Origin of the sequence: Mannheimia haemolytica (assembly GCF_004342115.1) — a bacterium.
Lineage (GTDB): Bacteria > Pseudomonadota > Gammaproteobacteria > Enterobacterales > Pasteurellaceae > Mannheimia > Mannheimia haemolytica.
The window spans coordinates 29,719-46,535 of sequence record NZ_SMAC01000024.1; the positions used below are offsets into that span (position 1 = coordinate 29,719).

Annotated in this window: 11 protein-coding genes and 1 pseudogene; 5 read left to right on the forward strand and 7 right to left on the reverse strand. The window is 42.8% G+C overall.

Going from position 1 to position 16,817, the window contains the following annotated elements; genetic code table 11:
- Nucleotides 1-29: 29 nt before the first annotated feature.
- From EDC41_RS09520 to fdnG, 3 genes are read right to left on the reverse strand one after another with little or no spacing between them, the layout of a single operon-like run.
- Nucleotides 30-707 (reverse strand): formate dehydrogenase subunit gamma, encoded by a 678-nt coding sequence (locus EDC41_RS09520; RefSeq protein ID WP_006247918.1) that lies wholly within the window; start codon nucleotides 705-707, stop codon nucleotides 30-32.
- Nucleotides 700-1,614, reverse strand: coding sequence for a formate dehydrogenase subunit beta (fdxH, locus tag EDC41_RS09525; protein WP_006252214.1), 915 nt, complete (start codon nucleotides 1,612-1,614; stop codon nucleotides 700-702). Before fdxH ends, EDC41_RS09520 begins: the two co-directional genes overlap by 8 nt.
- Before the next feature lie 2 nt (nucleotides 1,615-1,616).
- A complete protein-coding gene (fdnG, locus tag EDC41_RS09530) occupies nucleotides 1,617-4,688 on the reverse strand; it encodes a formate dehydrogenase-N subunit alpha (RefSeq protein WP_080549952.1) in 3,072 nt (1,023 codons plus the stop codon).
- A 235-nt stretch (nucleotides 4,689-4,923) separates the two neighbouring features.
- On the opposite strand from fdnG, the gene fdhD reads away from it, so the two are divergent.
- Together fdhD and EDC41_RS09545 are read left to right on the forward strand one after the other, a co-directional pair.
- Nucleotides 4,924-5,736 (forward strand): formate dehydrogenase accessory sulfurtransferase FdhD, encoded by an 813-nt coding sequence (fdhD, locus tag EDC41_RS09540; protein ID WP_006247915.1) that lies wholly within the window; start codon nucleotides 4,924-4,926, stop codon nucleotides 5,734-5,736.
- Between the two features lie 2 nt (nucleotides 5,737-5,738).
- Nucleotides 5,739-6,666: pseudogene (locus EDC41_RS09545) on the forward strand (AEC family transporter).
- 91 nt (nucleotides 6,667-6,757) lie between these two features.
- On the opposite strand, the gene EDC41_RS09550 reads toward EDC41_RS09545, so the two are convergent.
- Entirely contained in the window at nucleotides 6,758-7,267 is a 510-nt protein-coding gene (locus EDC41_RS09550; protein ID WP_006247913.1) for a peptidylprolyl isomerase, read from the reverse strand.
- A 155-nt stretch (nucleotides 7,268-7,422) separates the two neighbouring features.
- Between EDC41_RS09550 and cysS the strand changes: the two genes are divergently transcribed.
- The gene (gene cysS, locus EDC41_RS09555; protein WP_020824176.1) at nucleotides 7,423-8,802 is read left to right on the forward strand and encodes a cysteine--tRNA ligase; all 1,380 of its coding nucleotides are present in this window, start codon (nucleotides 7,423-7,425) and stop codon (nucleotides 8,800-8,802) included.
- Between the two features lie 114 nt (nucleotides 8,803-8,916).
- Here cysS and thrB read toward each other — a convergent pair whose 3' ends face one another.
- Complete coding sequence (gene thrB / locus EDC41_RS09560; protein WP_006252220.1) at nucleotides 8,917-9,864, reverse strand: homoserine kinase; 948 nt, start codon at nucleotides 9,862-9,864, stop codon at nucleotides 8,917-8,919.
- Nucleotides 9,864-12,320, reverse strand: coding sequence for a bifunctional aspartate kinase/homoserine dehydrogenase I (thrA, locus tag EDC41_RS09565; RefSeq protein ID WP_006247909.1), 2,457 nt, complete (start codon nucleotides 12,318-12,320; stop codon nucleotides 9,864-9,866). The genes thrB and thrA overlap by 1 nt, the downstream gene beginning before the upstream one ends.
- A gap of 443 nt (nucleotides 12,321-12,763) precedes the next feature.
- Here thrA and sodA point away from each other — a divergent pair, with 443 nt between their 5' ends.
- On the forward strand, nucleotides 12,764-13,405 hold the full coding sequence (sodA, locus tag EDC41_RS09570; protein ID WP_006247907.1) for a superoxide dismutase [Mn]: 642 nt from the start codon (nucleotides 12,764-12,766) through the stop codon (nucleotides 13,403-13,405).
- Nucleotides 13,406-13,467: 62 nt separating this feature from the next.
- Here sodA and alr read toward each other — a convergent pair whose 3' ends face one another.
- Complete coding sequence (gene alr / locus EDC41_RS09575) at nucleotides 13,468-14,592, reverse strand: alanine racemase (RefSeq protein WP_006252221.1); 1,125 nt, start codon at nucleotides 14,590-14,592, stop codon at nucleotides 13,468-13,470.
- A gap of 129 nt (nucleotides 14,593-14,721) precedes the next feature.
- On the opposite strand from alr, the gene recD reads away from it, so the two are divergent.
- Nucleotides 14,722-16,683 carry an exodeoxyribonuclease V subunit alpha gene (recD, locus tag EDC41_RS09580; protein ID WP_006253010.1) on the forward strand — a complete coding sequence of 654 codons (1,962 nt, stop codon included), beginning with the start codon at nucleotides 14,722-14,724 and terminating at the stop codon, nucleotides 16,681-16,683.
- Nucleotides 16,684-16,817: the final 134 nt, after the last annotated feature.

The following is a 16,817-nucleotide window of genomic DNA, read 5'->3' on the forward strand; positions in this document are numbered from 1 at the left end:
AAAGTGCGGTAATAATACCGCACTTGAGGTTATTTATTATTTTGCTCAGCTACTTGTCTTTCTAATTCAGGTAGCACTTCTTCACGGTACCATCTTGGGTGGTGTTTTTTTGCCCAGCGAACGGTAACCCAACCCTCAACCATACCTCTGATTGAGCCTTTTACCCAGAATGCCATATACATATGTACTAAAATTCCGGTAAATAGCATAAATGCACTTGCTGAATGAAGTAAAATTGCAATTCTTAGCATAGGAATCGAGAAGTAGTGAGAGAAAAATTGTCTCCACATAATAATCCCTGTGGCTAAAAGAGTGAACATCGCAAGAATAAGAGTCCAAAAGAGTAATTTTTGACCCAAATTGTATTTTCCATTATCGGAAACCTTATGCTCATTACCTTTTAGTACTTCAACAATGCCTTTTGCCCAACGAATATCATTTTTCTCAGGGATATTATGGTGCCAATATATTAACGCCATAATAATAAATGCAATAAACATTATAATCCCGGTAAATGGGTGGACTGCACGGGCAATCTGTGGAGTACCTAAAATCTCGGTAAGCCAAGCAAAGTCAGGGAAGAAGAAGGCAACACCGGTAAACATCGTCATAAAAAACGAGATTACTAAGAACCAGTGGCTAACACGAGCTAAGGGCTTATGACGAACGATTTTGGTATCGTTCGTGATTTCAAATTTCTTACTCATGTTTGCCTCCTTCTGCATTTTCGCTATGGTGGTGTTCTTCAAGATCTTCCTCAACGTTTGGCCCAACGGTAATATAGTGTGCAACTTCTGCTAAAGCTAAACCACCCAACGCTACTGCCGCCACAGGTTTTAAAACGTCTTTCCATAAGGTTACTGTGGTATCAATCTTCGGATCTTTCGGTAAGCCTGAATAAAGCTCCGGTTTGTCGGCATGATGTAATATATACATTACGTGCGTACCGCCAACGCCTTCAGGGTCGTACAAGCCGGCATTTTCATAGCCACGAGATTTCAGATCAGCAATGCGTTGTTCTGCATAGAACTTCATCTCTTCTTTGCTACCGAAGCGGATTGCACCGGTCGGGCAGGTTTTCACGCAAGCCGGTTCTTGACCAACATTGACACGATCCACACACAGGGTGCATTTGTAAACACGGTTATCGTCCGGATTCATACGAGGAATGTTGAACGGACAACCTGCGATACAGTAGCCACAACCGATACATTTGTCGGATTGGAAATCAACAATACCGTTGGCGTATTGGATAATCGCACCCGGTGACGGGCAAGATTTCAAGCAACCCGGCTCGGCACAGTGCATACAGCCGTCTTTACGGATCAACCATTCTAAACGGTCGTTTTCTTCTACTTCGTTAAAGCGCATTACTGTCCACGCTTTCGCATTTAGATCCGCAGGGTTGTCGTACACGCCGACACAGTTTGCATTTACATCGGAGCGAATGTCATTCCATTCTGAACAGCCCACTTGACAGGCTTTACAGCCGATACAAGTGGTGACATCGATCAGTTTCGCTACTTCCACTTGGTGCGAACGAGCCTGCGGCGCCGGTGTCAGCGCCGAGGTTGCGGAGATTTTAATAATGTTTTGAGTTTGAACTGTACTCATTGTTAAGCCCCCACAATTTTCTCAATGTTTAATAACATACATTTCGATTCAGGTGTATTTGAGTTTGGTTCACCTGTTCGCACGGTTAAGTTATTGGCAAAATAGCCTTTTTTCGCACCGGTTGTAGCCGCAAAGCCCCAGTGGATCGGCACACCGATAGTGTGGATTGGTTTGCCGTCAGAGACCAATGAACGGATACGTTTAGTCACCACGGCAACGGCTTTAATTTCGCCACGTTTAGACCAAACACGTACTTTGTCGCCATTTTTAATGCCTTTCTCTTCGGCAAGTTTCTCGCCGATTTCCACGAATTGCTCCGGTTGAGCAATGACGTTAATCAGGGCATTTTTCGTCCAGTAGTGGAAGTGTTCGGTTAAGCGGTAAGTTGTACCGACATATGGGAACTCATCGCTGGTGCCTAAATCCGCTTTATCGCTCGGCAGAATGCGTGCCACCGGACTGCTGATTACATTCGGGTGTAACGGGTTCGTGCCGATTGGCGTTTCAAACGGTTCATAATGCTCAGGGAATGGACCGTCTTGCATACGTTCACGCACGAACAAGCCGGATACCCCTTCCGGTTGCATAATAAATGGTGTCACAGGGCTATTTGGTGGTGCTGTACCGTAATCGGCAACGTCCACATAGTTCCAGTTTTTACCGTTCCATTTAACTAGCTGGCGTTTCGGGTTCCACGGTTTACCGCTTAAATCTGCCGATGCACGGTTGTATAGAATACGGCGGTTTACCGGCCACGAGAATGCCCAGCCTAAGGTGTTACCTAAGCCTGATGGGTCGGAGTTATCACGGTTCGCCATTTGGTTACCTTTCGGAGTCCATTGACCACAGTAGATCCAACAACCACCGGAGGTTGTACCGTCATCACGCATTTGTGCAAAGCTGGATAATAGTTCGCCTTTTTTCACGATGATGTTGCCGTCTGCATCTTTCAGATCTTCCAATGCATAACCGTTGTTCTCTTTGGCGATCTCTTCCGGCTTCGGTTCTAACGGGTTCATATAGTTCCACGTCATCGCTTCTAACGGTTCAAGCGGTGCTTTTCCGCCTTCTTTATGATAAAGGTGGATCAGTTCGGCACGGATTTCAGACAGAATATCCACGTCCGGTTTTGCCTCGTGTGGTGCGTCTGCTGCTTTCCAGTGCCATTGTAACCAGCGACCGGAGTTCGCAATTGAACCATCTTCTTCCGCAAAGCAAGTGGTCGGCAAGCGGAACACTTCGGTTTGAATTTCAGACGGGTTCACATTGTTGAACTCACCGTGATTTTTCCAGAACTCGGAAGTATCGGTAATAAGCGGGTCAAAAATGACTAAATATTTCAAATTGCTCAACGCTTTAATTAACTTCTGCGAGTTAGGGTAAGAGGCAATCGGGTTCATACCTTGGCAGAAATAGCCGTTCACTTTGCCTTGATACATCTGTTCGATAAAGCGGAAGTGATCTGTACCGCCTTTCGGGTATTTCGGTAAATAGTGATAGCCGAACTCGTTCTCTTTGGTTGCCTTATCGCCGTAGAAGGTTTTGAGCATACTCACAGCGAATTTCGGGTTGTTTTGCCCGTAGTTTACTTGCCCTGCCACTAAGGTTTTCGGTGCAATCGCATTTAAGTAGCTTTCTAAGGTTGCGTCCGCTTCGGTTGGCAGGCGGATATAGCCCGGCAACATATGTGGGAACAAGCCTAGGTCGGTAATCCCTTGTACGTTAGAGTGACCACGCAGTGCGTTTACCCCACCGCCGGAGACACCAATGTTACCGCACAGCAACTGAATGATCGCCATTGAGCGAATGTTTTGTGCGCCCACGGTGTGTTGTGTCCAACCTAAGGCATAGAGGAAGGTGGCGGCTTTATCCGGCGCTGAGGTTTTCGCAATCTCTTCACAGAAAATCAGGAAATCTTTTTGTGGCGTACCGGTAATGCGTTCTACCATTTCAGGCGTATAGCGGGAAACGTGGTCTTTGAGCATATTGATCACACAACGTGGATCTTGCATTGTCATATCCCGTTTCGGCTGACCCTGTTCATCTAACTGATAAGCCCAAGTGGATTTGTCTTTATAGGTACGAGTGGTTTCATCGTAGCCGGTGAAAAGCCCGTCTTCGAATTTAAACCCTTCGTTGAGTAAGAATGTGGCATTGGTGTAATGCTTCACATACTCGTGTTGAATTTTGTCGTTTTTAAGCAGGTAGTTTACCGCACCTAACAAGAACGCAATGTCCGTACCCGGACGCAATGGTATATAAATATCCGCCACCGCAGCACTACGGTTAAAGCGTGGATCTACCACCATTAACTTCGCACCGTTCTGTTTTTTCGCTTCAACTGCCCAACGGAAACCCACAGGGTGAGCTTCGGCTGCGTTACCGCCCATAACGATCACTAAATCGGAGTTTTTAATATCAACCCAGTGGTTGGTCATCGCACCGCGACCAAATGATGGAGCAAGACTTGCTACCGTTGGTCCGTGTCAGATACTCGCTTGGTTGTCGGTAAAAATCATACCGAGAGAGCGGATAAACTTCTGGGTGACGATACCGGTTTCGTTACTACACGCCGAGCCTGCCAAGAAACCTGCCGTCATCCAACGGTTTACTTCCAGCCCTGCTTCATTGTGGGTGACGAAGTTCTCATCACGGTCATTTTTCATATGGCGGGCAATACGTTCAATTGCCTCGTGCCAAGAAATGCGTTTCCACTCACTTGAACCGGCTTCACGCACTTCCGGATAATGCACACGGCGGTCACTATTAACATAGTCCAACGCCCCTGCACCTTTCGGACATAACGCCCCACGGCTTACTGGATGGTCAGAATCACCCTCAATATGAATTAACTTTCCTTTGCTGTTCATTGCTTCGCCGCCTAAGCTGTACATAATCATGCCACAGCCTACCGCGCAGTAAGTACAGGTTTGTCGAGTTTCTTTTGCTCTTAAGAGCTTATACTCACGCGGTGCAGCTAATGCTGTTGCTGGAGCAAAACCCAACATTGCAGCAGAAGTTCCCGCCATACCACCTGCACAGACCTTGAAGAACTTACGTCTTGAGATCTGCATAATCACTCCAAATCACATAATGTGAGAAATAAAATAAAATTTGATCAAAATTAATTTAATAAATTGATCTAAGAGGTGTATCATTTTCCCCCTAATAAAAGAAAATGAACATACTCTTTTTTTGGTAAATAGATAAAATCTTAAATTAATTTGATGTAAACCAAATTTAAACAATTTAATGATACAACTTTTTAACAAAATAAACTACTTTTTAGTCAAGTGAGAGATAAATATTGTGAATAAGATCACAAAAATAAATGCCAAAAAATTATCATTATCAACTAATAGTATTAAACAAAAAGATGATGAAGAAAATTTAATTTCAGAAGTGCCGGTTGCTTTGGTATATAACGGTATTTCTCATACTGTAATGATGGCAACACCGGCTAATTTGGAGGACTTCGCTTTAGGATTCTCATTGGCGGAAGGGATTTTAAATGCCCCATCGGAATTATATGGTTTAGATGTAATTGAACAAGAAAATGGAGTAGAAATTCAGCTTGAAATATCGAGCCGCCAATTTGTTGCATTAAAAGATAAACGCCGCTCAATGGCAGGCAGAACAGGTTGCGGTATTTGCGGTGTAGAGCAATTAGAGCAGGTTAATCAAAGTTGCAAAATTGTTAAGAAAAATAACCGCTTGCAGAACGTCAATCCACTGATTTTAGAGGATTGTTTATTACAGCTAGAAAATGCTCAATTCTTATCGAAAGAAACCGGTGCAAGCCACGCCGCTGCATTTTTTACCCCGGATGGAAAACTGCTTGCCATTCGTGAAGATGTGGGCAGACACGTGGCGTTGGATAAATTAATCGGTTGGTATGCTAAAGCTGATTTTCCGATTGGATTTGTGTTTGTAACCAGTCGTGCCAGCTTTGAAATGGTGCAGAAATGCTTAGCCGTCGGCATTGAAATGTTGTGTGCCATCTCAGCGACCACTGAAATGGCAGTGAATATGGCTCGTGAAAATCAATTTACCTTACTTGCTTTTGCCCGCAAAGGCAAAGCGACCATTTATGCAGGAGAAGAGAGACTCGCTCTTAATTGATAATGGAAATAGCCCTTTTATTAGCCGATAAAATTCTACAATTAACCCTGATGGTGCTGCTCGGCTACCTCATCGTTAAAACCAAATTACTCAAATCGGAGCACAGTTATCCGATTTCGGTTATCGGACTACATTATCAGCCCGGCAATGCTGATTACTGCTTTTCAAGTAGATTACACCACCGAAATACTAAACGGCTTGTATCTGGCATTTTTAATCTCCGTCTTATTAAACGGCTTGTTAATTCTGCTTGGTTGGCTGCTCAAAAGAGCGTTGAAATTAGACAACATAGAACAAGCCACCGCTATTTATTCCAACTCCGGCAACTTAATTATTCCGATTGTTGCCTCCCTGTTCGGCAATGAATGGGTGATTTATTCAACGGCTTTTATTGTGGTGCAAAATGTGTTGTTTTGGTCTCACTTACGGCTGCTGATTTGTGGCAAAGGCAATGTGCCGTTTAGAAAGATGATCTTTAATATCAACATTATTGCGATTGTGATTGGTATGATGTTGTTTTTGCTACATATCAAACTGCCCGCTACGCTTGCAAACACGCTCTCAACTTTAGGGCATATGTTAGGGCCTTTAGCAATGCTTGTGGCAGGGATGTTAATTGCAGCAATTCCATTTAAAGAGATTATTACCGATAAACGCATTTACTTGGTGGCTTTTCTCCGCTTGATTTTTATTCCGCTGATTTTGTTAGCGGTGATTAAACTCGGCGGTTTTGCGAGCTGGGTAGAGAATGGAAAAACGGTGGTAATGATTACATTCTTAGCCACCATCAGCCCTTCTGCTGCAACGGCGACCCAAATGGCGGTGGCTTACGGGCAAGATGCCAAAAAAGCCAGTGCGATTTATGGCGTAACCACTTTACTTTGTGTGTTTACAATGCCGCTGATTATTTGGTTGTATCAATTTCTATAAAAACAAGCGGTCGATTTCTGCTACTTTTTTGCAACGCTGAGAAATGCAAAAAATTGTGAAAAATCAACCGCTTGTAGGCTAATTTGCGGAATTAGGCAACGCTTACAGACTCAATCACCACATCTTCAACCGGCACGTCTTGGTGGAAGCCTTTATTGCCGGTTTTTACGCCTTTGATTTTATCGACCACGTCCATACCTTCAACCACTTCGCCAAATACTGCATAGCCCCAATCTTGCACTACACTTCTGCCGAACATCTCTTTTGAGCGATAATCTAAGAAAGTATTATCCGCCACATTAATGAAAAACTGTGACGAAGCAGAATGCGGATCAGAAGTGCGAGCCATTGCGATTGTGCCACGCTTGTTGCTTAAACCGTTGTTCGCTTCGTTTTGAATCGGATCTTTTGTCGGTTTTTCAGCCATACCTGCCGTCATTCCGCCACCTTGAATCATAAAGCCGTCAATCACACGGTGGAAAATCGTGCCGTTATAAAACCCTTCTTTAGCGTAATCTTCAAAGTTTTTAGCGGTAATCGGGGCTTTTTCAAAGTTTAATTCGATTTTAATGTCACCGAAATTGGTATGTAATGTAATCATTCTTTGTTCCTTTATAAATAAAAATGGAATGGAAAATAAATTTCGCTCGCTATTATTAAAAAGTTTACGCCAAATTGCAAAAAAATCTCAAAATCAGACCGCTTATTCGCTATACTTAGCCCCATTTGTTACTGAATGTTACACAAGAGGACTTTATGCTCAAAATTTATAACACCTTAAAACGTGAAAAAGAAGAATTTAAACCGATTAACCCAAATCAGGTGGGAATGTACGTCTGTGGCGTCACGGTTTACGATCTTTGTCATTTTGGGCACGGTCGCACTTTTGTCTCTTTCGATGTGATTGCCCGTTATTTACGTTATTCAGGCTACAATTTACGCTATGTGCGTAACATTACCGATGTGGACGACAAAATCATCAAACGTGCGTTAGAAAATAACGAAACTTGCGATGAATTAGTGGATAGAATGATTGCTGAAATGCACAAAGATTTTGATGCGTTAAACATTCTTCGCCCGGACGTTGAGCCACGAGCCACCAAGCATATTCCTGAAATTATTGCGATGGTAGAAAAACTGATTCACAACGGACACGCTTATGTCGCAGCCGATGGCGATGTGATGTTTGATGTGGAATCGTTCCAGAAATATGGTGCATTATCCCGCCAAAATTTAGAGCAACTACAAGCCGGTGCAAGGGTTGAAATTAAATCCATCAAGAAAAACCCGATGGATTTTGTCTTGTGGAAAATGTCGAAAGCCGGTGAGCCAAGCTGGGAAAGCCCGTGGGGCAATGGCAGACCGGGCTGGCATATTGAATGTTCGGCAATGAATAGCAAAGAGTTGGGCGAACATTTTGATATTCACGGCGGTGGCTCGGATTTAATGTTCCCGCATCACGAAAACGAAATTGCACAATCTTGCTGTGCTCACGGTGGCGATTATGTCAATTATTGGTTACACACTGGAATGCTCACCATTGATAAAGAAAAAATGTCGAAATCTTTGGGCAATTTCTTCAGCATTCGCCATATGTTAGGCTTATACGATGCCGAATCGTTACGTTATTTCTTCTTAACCGCTCATTACCGTTCGTTATTAGATTACAGCATTGACAACCTTGATTTAGCCCGTTCGGCTCTTGAGCGTTTATATACCGCTCTGCGTGGTTGTGATGTGTCGGGCGAAGCCATTGGCGGAGAACACTATGTAGAAGCCTTTAAAACCGCAATGGACGATGATTTCAACACCCCGGGGGCATTAGCGGTGTTATTTGAAATTGCCCGTGAGTTGAACAAACTCAAAACCGAAGATATGGCAAAAGCCAACGGTTTAGCCGTTCGTTTAAAAGAGTTAGCCGGCGTGCTAGGCTTACTGGAACAAGACCCCGATGCGTTTTTAAAAGGTGATGCGAATGACGATGAAACGGCAGAAATCGAAGCCTTAATCAAACAACGCAACGAAGCCAAAGCGGCTAAAAACTGGGCGGTTGCCGATGAAGTGCGAGATAAGCTCAAAGCGATAAATATTGTCCTCGAAGACACCCCAAACGGCACAATTTGGCGTAAGGCATAGCCTTCGATTGTTTATAAGTGATAGACTTTTCAAAAAATTAATTAAAAAGGGCTGCTCCAAGTGGTATTGGAGTCAGTCCTTTAAGTTATTTAGTGATATGGTTGTTCGAGAGGGCTATTTCAGCTCTCTTGCTCCTTGATTATCGACTTTACAGATATGAATAAAGCCTTCGTTGTTTTGCAGATATTCTTTCTCTAAATAGCTCACTAAACGTTGAGCGTGTTCGAGATCAGGGGCTATCGCAAACATTGTCGGACCGGAACCTGAAATACCAACCGCTAACGCACCTAAGTCTTTACAGCCTTGACGAACAGCCGGAAAGTTCGGCAGTAAATCTTCACGGTAAGGCTCAGCAATTAGGTCTTTCATCATTGTAGCAGCCAAGATATCTTGATGTGTATGGCAAGCATGGACGAAAGATCCTAAGTAGCGGGCTTGCTGAATCATATCTTGACGAGTATAGCTTTTCGGCAAAATAGCACGGGCTTCGGCGGTTGATACTTCCACGCCCGGGTAGGCAAGCACCCAATACCATTCATCAAAGAATGGCAGAGGTTGGCAAATATTGCCGAGCGATTGTGTCATTAATTGCAGGCCACCTAAATAGCAAGGGGCAACGTTGTCGTAGTGGATTGAGCCTGAAATTCTGCCTTCCAATTCGCCCATCATTTCCAGTAATTCCATTTTGGAGAACTGTTCATCGTGGAATTTATTGAGTGCCACTAATGCTGCAACAATCGAGCAGGCACTTGAGCCAAGCCCTGAACCAATCGGCATATTTTTTTCGAGGGTTAAACGCAAATTTTTTACGTTGCCACCACGCAGTTTTAAGCGTTCACTGAACAGCACATAGGCTTGGTAAACAATGTTCTTTTGTGGTTCTTTTGGCAATTTACGCACAAAATAACCTGCACTTTCTAGCTCAAATTGTTGTTCACTCTCTTCAATTTGAACTACATCGCCGAGCAAAGAGCCGTCAATCGGGGAGATTGCAGCGCCTAATGAGTCAAAACCCACACTAATATTTGCACTTGAAGCTGGGGCATAAATTCGTAACGCCATTAGTTCACTCCTCCTTGTAAAGTACGCAGAATATCTGCAAAGATACCGGCAGCGGTTACGCTATTGCCCGCACCATACCCACGCAATAATAATGGAATAGGGTTGTAGTAACGTGTGAGAAAAGCAAGGGCATTTTCGCCGTCTTTAACTTTGTAAAGTGGGTGGTTTTCGTCCACGGCTTCAATGGCAACTCGGCATTTATCACCTGTGATCGAGCCCACATAACGCAACACTTTGCCTTCAGCCTTGGCAGCTTCTACACGCTTGCTGAATTCTTCGTCTAAAGACGGTAGAGCTTGTAAAAACTCATCACGACTCATTCCTTCCGAGAAGCCTTTTGGCAATACGCCTTCAATTTCAATATCTTCAAATTCAAGCGGTAAGCCGGTTTCACGAACAAGAATTAAGAGTTTACGAGCAACATCTGCACCGGATAAATCATCTCGTGGATCTGGCTCGGTAAAGCCTTTTTCTTTGGCGATTAAAGTTGCTTGCGAAAGGGTTAAACCTTCTTCTAATTTGCCGAAAATGAAAGAGAGCGAACCGGATAAAATCCCTTCAAATTTCTCTACTTCGTCACCGGCAGCTAATAGGTTTTGTAAGTTTTCAATTACCGGTAAACCTGCCCCTACATTAGTTTCGTAGAGGAATTTGTGCTGGCTTTGGCGGGCGTTTTCACGCATTTCTAAGTAGTAATCGTAACCTGATGTATTGGCTTTTTTGTTTGGTGTTACCACGTGGAAGCCCTCTTTTAAGGCTCGTGCGTACAGGTTCGCCACCGATTGTGCCGAAGTGCAATCTACAAATACTGGGTTTACCACGTGGTGGAATTTGATGAAAGAAAGCAATACATCAAAGTCTGACGGCTGAATTGCTTTTTCTAAATCTTCTTTCCAGTTGTCTAAATTTAAGCCGTTTTCGTTGAGTAACATTTTATCAGAATTAGCTAAAGCACACACACGGATCTCAATATCCTTCTTTGCCAAAAACTCCTTTTGTTGTTTGACTTGCTCGATGAGTTCGCTACCCACACCGCCTACACCCACTAAAAACATATCCACCACACGTTTACTGTTAAATAGCGATTTGTGAGTTGCTTTTACTGCTTCAATCGCTTTGTTTAACGGCACGACAGCAGAAATGGAACGCTCAGATGAACCCTGTGCAATTGCCACAATACTGATGTTGGCTTGGGCTAGGGCAGAGAAGAAGCGAGCCGCAATTCCTTTGGCGGTACGCATACCATCACCCACCACCGAAACAATGGATAAATCTTTAATAATATCAATCGGGTCAAGTAAGTTTTCAGATAACTCTTGTGCAAATTCAGTATTTAGAGCCGCTAACGCTTTTTCTGCCGATTTTGCCGGCACGCAGAAGCTGATGCTATATTCTGATGATGATTGGGTAATTAAAATCACCGAAATACCGGCTTTTGACATCGTCGAGAACACACGGGCAGCCATGCCCACCATTCCCTGCATTCCTGAACCTGAAACGTTGAACATCGCCACGTTATCAAGGTTGGTAATCCCTTTTACTTTGAGATTATCGTTCGCCACATTGCCATCAATTAATGTGCCTTTTCCGTCCGGATTGCCGGTATTTTTGATTAAACAAGGAATATTGAGCGGCACTAATGGCCCGATGGTGCGAGGGTGGATCACTTTCGCCCCAAAGTAGGAAAGCTCCATTGCCTCTTGATAGCTCATTGTTTCTAAGCATACTGCATCAGGCACCAAACGAGGGTCGCAGGTGTAAACGCCATCTACGTCCGTCCAGATTTCACAAACATCGGCTTTTAAACACGCTGCCAAACAAGCGGCAGAATAATCTGAACCGTTACGCCCTAATAACACCAGTTCGCCTTGCTCATTACCTGCGGTAAAACCAGCCATTAGCACGATATTTTTCTTTGGAATTGAACCTGCATCAACTCGCTTGGTGGATTCGGCAATATCGACCGAAGATTCCAAATAGCTGCCGTGAGCCAATAATTTTTCAACAGGGTCGATACGAGTGACTTCATAGCCTTTTGCCTCGAACCACGCTTGCATCATCGCAATAGAGAGTTTTTCACCACGGCAGTGAATAGTGGCAGCAATTTTATCTGACAACGATTTAGTTTGAGCTGCTTCTGCTGCCACTTGCTGAATTTGGTTTAATTCCGCTTCCACTAAGGCTAACAGTGCTTCTTTAGCAAAGTGATTATTTGTAGCATATAAGCCGTTAATGATGTTGTGGAAAATCTCGGTAGCTTCGGAAAGGTTAGATTGAAATGATTCACCGGCAATCGCTTTATCTACAATAGCGACAAGATGATTGGTAATTTTGGCTGGGGCGGATAATACGCCGGCAGCTTGATCTGCCAAATGAGCTTTCTCGATAATCTCTGCCGCTTGCATAAAGCGTTCAGGGTTGGCAAGAGAAGTGCCTCCAAATTTAAGAACTCGCATAGTTACTCCTGATAAATTATTTGTAAATTTTTATACAAAAAAACCCGCTTGTAGCGGGTTTTCGGTTTATTCTTTCATTATTTCAGCCAATTAAAACCCGCACTATGTTGGTGACATAATGGTGGTAATAATCGTTGTCATCATATTAAAACAATTCATTGGCGGAATCTCGGTCAAGAGAGTGAATAATGGTTCAAGAATGCGTGAAAATAATGCCTTTGTCAATGGGCTTAACGCTGTTTTTCACCACATTTTTTTAAATTTCTTTGTCTTTCTATATAAAACAATTAAAAGCAAGAATTTGATTAGGAACCTTTCTAAATTAGATAGTGAAATAATTTTGTTCTAGATCAAAAAAATGTGCATTTTTTGTGTGTTTCTTGATAAAATGTACTCGGAGTTTAACTCTGATTAACCTATTTACTATTTGAGAGGAATTAACTATGGCATATACATTACCAGAATTAGGCTACGCTTATGATGCGTTAGAGCCACATTTCGATGCTAAAACAATGGAAATCCACCATTCTAAACATCACCAAGCTTACATCAACAATGCAAATGCAGCATTAGAAGCTCACCCTGAATTATTAGAAAAATGTCCGGGTGCATTAATCAAAGATTTGAGCCAAGTGCCTGCAGAAAAACGTATCGCAGTGCGTAACAACGTAGGTGGTCATGTAAACCACACTTTATTCTGGAAAGGTTTAAAAACAGGCACTACCTTACAAGGTGCATTAAAAGAAGCGATTGAGCGTGATTTCGGTTCAGTTGAAGCTTTCCAATCAGAATTTGAAAAAGCAGCGACTACTCGTGTTGGTTCAGGCTGGGCGTGGTTAGTATTAGAAGAGGGTAAATTAGCCGTTGTTTCAACCGCTAACCAGGACAACCCACTAATGGGTAAAGAAGTGGCAGGCGTTTCAGGCTATCCGATTTTAGTCTTAGACGTTTGGGAACACGCTTACTACTTAAACTACCAAAACCGCCGTCCGGATTTCATTAAAGCATTCTGGAACGTTGTAAACTGGGACGAAGCCGCTCGCCGTTTTGAAGAAAAAGTAGCAACCTGCGGTTGTGCGAAATAATATTTTCGATCTTGAATAAGATACAAGCGGTAAAATTTGTTGAAAATTTTACCGCTTGTTGTCTATTTATATTCAAAAATCACACGAGGAGTGAGTTTAGTAATCAGCTCATAGCTAATCACGCCAATGTGTTTCGCCACATCTTCAATTAATAGTTGCTCTCCCCAAAAAATGGCTTTATCGCCCACTTTATCTTGGCTCTCTGCACCTAAATCGACCGTCAGCATATCCATCGAAACTCGACCGACAATCGGCACTATTCTACCGTTAATCAACACAGGGGTACCTTCAGGAGCATTGCGAGGGTAGCCATCGCCGTAGCCCATTGCAATCACGCCGAGTTTGGTATCTTTAGGGCTTACCCAAGCACCACCATAGCCTACAGGCTCGCCGGCTTTATGGGTACGCACAGCGATCAGGGAAGAGGAGAGCGTCATTACCGGCTTAAAACCTAAATCGGTAATCGGCGTATAGTGGGGAGAAATGCCGTGCATAATAATACCCGGGCGAACCCAATCATAATGAGCCTGTTTCCAATAAAGAATACCGCTTGAGGCGGAAATACTGCGGTCGTGATCCTGATATTTTTGCGTAGCTTGCTCAAACACCGCAATTTGTTTTTCGGTATAGCCACAATCGAGTTCATCGGCACGGCTAAAATGACTCACAAAGCTGATTGAATTGACCAAGGCACAATTTTTCAAACGTTCAACAAAGTGATCGACTTGCTCCGGGTGAATGCCTAAGCGGTGCATTCCGGTGTCGATTTTTAGCCAAATGTTAATCGGGAAGTAGATTTTCGCTTTACGAGTCCAAAAGCCTTTTTGTTGCTCTGCCTGCCATTCTTTTGCTACTTGCTCGAGTAATTCCAGTTGTTCGAGGTTATGAATGACGGTATCAAACTTGCGGGAAAGGGTTTTGAGTAGCTCTTCTCGGTCAAAAAAACCTTCAACTAACACAATTTTGCCTGTGTATCCGGTTTCTTGAATTTCTAAGGCTTCACGCAAACGGGCAACTCCAAAGCCATCAACCATATCTGCTAATGTGCCGGCAGCCGGCAATAAGCCTTGCCCGTAAGCATTGGCTTTGATCATCGCCAATAATTTTTGCTGTGGAGCGAAAGATTTGATCAAGCGAATATTATGGCGGAGGGCTTGACTATCAATGGTTGCTGTTGCTGGTTTCATACTTATCTACATAGTTAAAATCACAAGAAAGGCTAAATTATACGCCTAAAATAAAAAATCCCTTAGAAAATAATGCAAAAAAGATTAGTATTATCACTTAATGTTAGGTGGTCGATTTAAGGTTTGATTATGCTGAATTTATTATTGGAACTTAAACAAGAAAAGGCGATTTCTGACTTAAATTATCAATTTGCCCGTTTTATTGATAATAAGCAGAAACCCTATGGGTATTCGCCTTTGGAGCAAGATTTAGCTGTGTTAGCCGCTGCGTTGGTTTCTTACCAAGTGGGACTTGGGCATACGGCATTACGTTTGGAAAATCTCAGTCTTTCTTCTCTTTTTGAATTAAATAGCAAGCCACAAACTTATCATTTGCTCGAACAAATTTTGCAAAAAATTGAGCAAATTCCACCGCTTGAATGGCAGAGTGTGCTGAAAAATCATATCGCTTTTAGCTATTCTCCCGAAACAATTAAACCGATGTTATTCCAAAACAGCTTGCTCTATTTTTATCGCTACTGGCAAGCGGAGCATCGCATTGCCGGTTATTTACAACAAGCGGTTGATTTTTCGGAAAAATTTGCAAATACCGAATTAAACCAAAGCATTCTCAACCAACTATTCACTGGGAAAGCTCAAACTATCGACTGGCAAAAGATTGCCGTTGCAACAGCATTAGAAAAGCAGTTTAGCTTAATTTCAGGTGGGCCGGGAACCGGAAAAACAACTACGGTAGTAAAATTATTACTCGGGCTGCAATTAAAACAGCAAGCACTACAGAAACCATATTTGCAAATCGCTCTGGCTGCACCAACCGGAAAAGCAGCAGCAAGAATGAAAGAGTCGCTGGAAAGCAAGTTGGCGGAAGAAAAGGGGTTATCTGAGGAGTTAAAACGCTCTATTCCAACTGAAGCAGTGACTATTCATCGCTTGCTTGGTGCGAGACCATTAACTGAGAAAACCAAATATCATACCAAAAATCCGTGGCACTATGATTTGGTCGTATTAGATGAGGCTTCAATGATTGATTTATCAATGATGGAGAAAGTTGTTCAAGCGCTCAAACCAAACTCTCGCTTGATAATGCTGGGAGATAAAGATCAGCTTGCTTCTGTGGAAGCTGGTTCAATTATGGGGGAACTTGGCTCTTTTATTGATAATGGTTATAGCCAATCCCATTGCGATTACTTAAAAGCCGTTACCGACTACCAAATTGAAGCCGGTAATGCGTTGCCGATTGGTGATTGTTTATCTCACTTAAAACATAGCTATCGATTTGGCGAAAAAGCCTGGATTGGAGAGCTTGCAAATGCAGTAAATGATCAAAAAATTAACCTTTCGTGGGAGATTTTCGACAAATATAAAAACAGTGATAAGTTAGAAAATTTCTGTTATCCGGAAACGAAAGAGACAACGGATAAATCAAGCTGGATTGAAAAAAGTGTGCAAATGGTGGTGGATAAAGCGGTTGAACTTTATCGTGATTATTTACAAGCGGTTCAAAAACGGGAGAAAAATCCAGATTCAGTGAGTGTGAAAGCGATTTTTGAGAAATTTCAAAAAGTCCGAATTTTATCAGCCTTAAGGGTAAGTGAACTGGGGGTTGAACGTCTTAATATGGCGATTGCGGAAGGCTTGCGGAAAGCTAGCTTAGTGAAATTTAATCATAGCCGAGACCGCTATATCGGAAAACCGATTTTAATGACAGAAAATATGCCGATAAATAGCATAGCCAGCGGTGATGTCGGCATCATTTTGCCGGACGAAAATGGAGAAAGCCGAGTTTATTTTGATTCCTTACAGGAAAATAGAGAACACCATAGTTTGCCTCTAGGTAGGGTTTCAAATTATGAAGCAGCTTATATTATGACTGTGCATAAATCGCAAGGTTCTGAATTTGAACATACGGTATTGGTGTTGCCCCATTCGATTTCCCCGGTGCTGACGAAAGAGTTGATTTACACCGCAATCACAAGGGCAAAAGATAAATTTACCTTATTTGGTAGCGAAAAAGTTTGGAAATACAGTGTTGGTGCCAAAACCGAAAGACAAAGTGGGCTAAAAGAACAAATAAGAGGCAGGTTTAGCTAAATTAATACTCGTTTTGCCGTAAAAATACGCAAGCGGTCATTTTTTTCAAATTTTTTACAAAAACCGCTTGCGTTGTTTTTGTTTTTCCCTATAATACGCAGCACACAACGACGCACTGTTGTGAACGATTTAAA